The sequence below is a fragment of the Deinococcus sp. YIM 134068 genome (genome assembly GCF_036543075.1).
In the GTDB taxonomy this organism is placed as follows: Bacteria; Deinococcota; Deinococci; order Deinococcales; family Deinococcaceae; genus Deinococcus; species Deinococcus lichenicola.
Window position 1 is genome coordinate 1 of record NZ_JAZHPF010000049.1, and the last position, 2607, is coordinate 2607.

3 protein-coding genes are annotated in these 2607 nt (G+C 69.3%); 1 reads left to right on the forward strand and 2 read right to left on the reverse strand.

Features of this window, described 5'->3' with window-relative positions; translation table 11 throughout:
• Positions 1 to 202 precede the first annotated feature (202 nt).
• Together V3W47_RS19585 and trpC are read right to left on the reverse strand one after the other, a co-directional pair.
• Entirely contained in the window at positions 203 to 1039 is an 837-nt protein-coding gene (locus V3W47_RS19585) for an MBL fold metallo-hydrolase (RefSeq protein ID WP_331826918.1), read from the reverse strand.
• The gene (trpC, locus tag V3W47_RS19590) at positions 1036 to 1824 is read right to left on the reverse strand and encodes an indole-3-glycerol phosphate synthase TrpC (RefSeq protein WP_331826919.1); all 789 of its coding nucleotides are present in this window, start codon (positions 1822 to 1824) and stop codon (positions 1036 to 1038) included. The genes V3W47_RS19585 and trpC overlap by 4 nt, the downstream gene beginning before the upstream one ends.
• Positions 1825 to 1879: 55 nt before the next feature.
• On the opposite strand from trpC, the gene hpt reads away from it, so the two are divergent.
• The gene (gene hpt, locus V3W47_RS19595; RefSeq protein ID WP_331826920.1) at positions 1880 to 2407 is read left to right on the forward strand and encodes a hypoxanthine phosphoribosyltransferase; all 528 of its coding nucleotides are present in this window, start codon (positions 1880 to 1882) and stop codon (positions 2405 to 2407) included.
• The last annotated feature ends 200 nt before the right edge of the window (positions 2408 to 2607 follow it).

The following is a 2607-nucleotide window of genomic DNA, read 5'->3' on the forward strand; positions in this document are numbered from 1 at the left end:
TACAGTGTCGTCAGGACGGTCTGGGCATCGAGAACTGGGGTCACAACCTGTTCTGACAGATGCTCGCACCGTCCGTTGTTCACCTCCTCTCATTGCACATCAAGCGTTCAAGGGGGAGGAGCAAAAGAGCGTCCGCCTTAGCTTCTTCTCTCTCCTCGTGGGAGAGGGCCGGGGTGAGGGGGCGACGGGACGACCCACCCTTTCAAATCCCCACCTCCAGCCCGTCCCGCGCGAAGGCCCACTCCTCCGGGAGCGACAGGGCGCGCACGTCCACGTCATGCGACAGGTGCGTGAGGTACACGCGTCGGGCCGAGCGTGCCCACGGCAGGGCCGTCGCCTCGCGCACGTCATAGACGCTGCGGCCCGCGTGGACGGCGGCGGACTCGTCCCCGAAGGACGTGCCGAGAATGAGGAGATCGAGGTCCGTGAGCCAGTCGCGCACCGTCCCCTCGGGAATGTCGATGGCGTCGGTGACGTAGGCGGCGCGCAGGCCGGGGCGGTCGAGACGGAAGGCGTGGCTGTGCCCGTTCGCCCCGTGCGGCACGCGAAAGGCGCGCACGTGGAGGCCCGCGACGTGAAGGCCCTCCTCCGGCAGGGGACGCACGGGCGGCTCGCGGCGGAAGGCGTACTGGAAGCGGGGTTCGATCTGTGGCAGGACCCCGGCGGGGGTGAAGATGGGAATGGGAACCAGCGAGGTCGCTCCGGCTGACGTGCCATTCATCCCCACATCACCGCTCGCATACACGGCGTAATCCAGCAGGTCGCCCAGTCCGAGCAGGTGGTCGTTGTGCGCGTGCGAGATCACCACTGCGCTCGGCACGAGTGGCCCCGGCAACCGGGCGAGCTGGGCGTGGAGGTCCGGCCCGCAGTCCAGCAGCAGCGTCTCCCCCGCGCCGGAGACGAGGGCGGCGCTGCGGGTGCGGCGGTTGATTCCCACTGTCCGCGCCTCGGTACAGACGGGGCACCCACACCAGAAGCGCGGCACGCCCTTGCTGTCCGCCGTGCCCAGGAAGCGGAGAGTGGGTGGGGGCGAACTCAAGTCCCCAGCAGCCGCCGGGCCGCCCCCTCCAGGTCGCCGCTCCCCGCGAGGCTGGTCCCCACGAGCACCGCGTCGGCGAGGCCGCGCACGCCGTCCACGTCGGCGGGCGTGCGGTAGCCGCTCTCCGCGACGAGGAGGCCCGTGAAGCCCCCCTCCCGCGCCCGGCGGATAAGGTGGGGACTCACGCCGAGGTCGATGTGCAGGGTGGTCAGGTCGCGGTTGTTCACCCCGATGATTTCCGCGCCCGCTATCAGCGCCACATCCAATTCCACCTCGTCGTGGACCTCCACGAGCGCGTCGAGGCCGAGTTGGTGGGCCGTCTCCAGGTACTCGCCCACCGCCTCGCCGAGCACACTGACCATCAGCAACGCGGCGGACGCGCCCCAGTCGGCGGCCTCGCGGAGCATGGCGGGGTGAACCACGAAGTCCTTGCGGAGGACGGGCACGCTTACGGCAGAAACGACCGCGTGCAGCGCCTCCGGGTTTCCGTCGAAGTGTCGCGGCTCGGTGAGGACGCTGATGGCCGCCGCACCTCCAGCCTCGTAAGCGCGGGCGGCGGTCGCTGGGTCGAGGGGGGCGATGGCACCCTCGCTGGGGCTGGCCCGCTTGACCTCCGCGATCAGGGCGAGGGCCGCTCCCGAGAGCGCCGCATGGAACCGCCTGTGCCGGGGACGGGCCGCACCCAGCGCCGCGTCCGCCCCCGCGTAGTCCCCCGCCCGCTCGCGCACGATGCGCCCCAGCACGCCGGGCACCCGCCCGAAGTTCGCCGCCGCCCCACCCGTCATGGGCCGGAGTATACGGGTGGGGCGGGCCAGGGCCGCGTGTTAGCCTGAACCCCATATGAGCCTCGCCCCCGGTCTCGGCCCCGTGCAGATTTCGCAGGAGCAGCTTCAAGCGCGCGTTCAGGAACTGGGCCGCAAGATTCACGCCGACTACCAGGGCCGCGACCCGCACCTGATCTGCGTGCTCAACGGGGCGTTCCTCTTCCACGCCGACCTCGTGCGCGCCCTCGGGATGCCCTGCACCATCGACTTTCTCCAGGCGAGCAGCTACGGCGACGCCAAGCAGACGAGCGGCGAGGTCAAGCTCGTCAAGGACCTGCAATTCCCCATCAGCAATCGGCATGTTCTACTCATCGAGGACATCGTGGACACGGGCATCACCATGAACTACCTCCTGCACTACCTCCAGGGACGCGGCCCCGCCAGCCTCAAGGTCGCCGCCCTGCTGAGCAAGCCCAGCCGCCGCAAGGTGGAGGTGCCCGTCGAATACCTCGGCTTCACCATCCCCGACGCCTTCGTGTACGGCTATGGGCTGGACCGCTCGCAGTTCGACCGCAATCTGCCGTTCATCACGAGCCAGGACTGAGGAAGGCGGCCAGCGGCCAGCTTCCAGCCGCCAGCACAGGACGGACCAAAGCCGCCCTCATCTTTTGCCCCTCCCCCCTCAAGACGCTTGATGTGCAATACGGGTCAGGGAAGGGCGACGAGATCAAGGTGGGCACCTAGCGGACGACCCCAACGGGCCTTGAGTTGAATCAGGAGGTTGTGCGCTGCCACCTTCGCGCT

Bases quoted from the DNA above. Each gene is read 5' to 3' on its own strand.
- trpC (WP_331826919.1), bottom strand. From the start codon at position 1,824: ATGACGGGTGGGGCGGCGGCGAACTTCGGGCGGGTGCCCGGCGTGCTG.
- hpt (WP_331826920.1), top strand. From the start codon at position 1,880: ATGAGCCTCGCCCCCGGTCTCGGCCCCGTGCAGATTTCGCAGGAGCAG.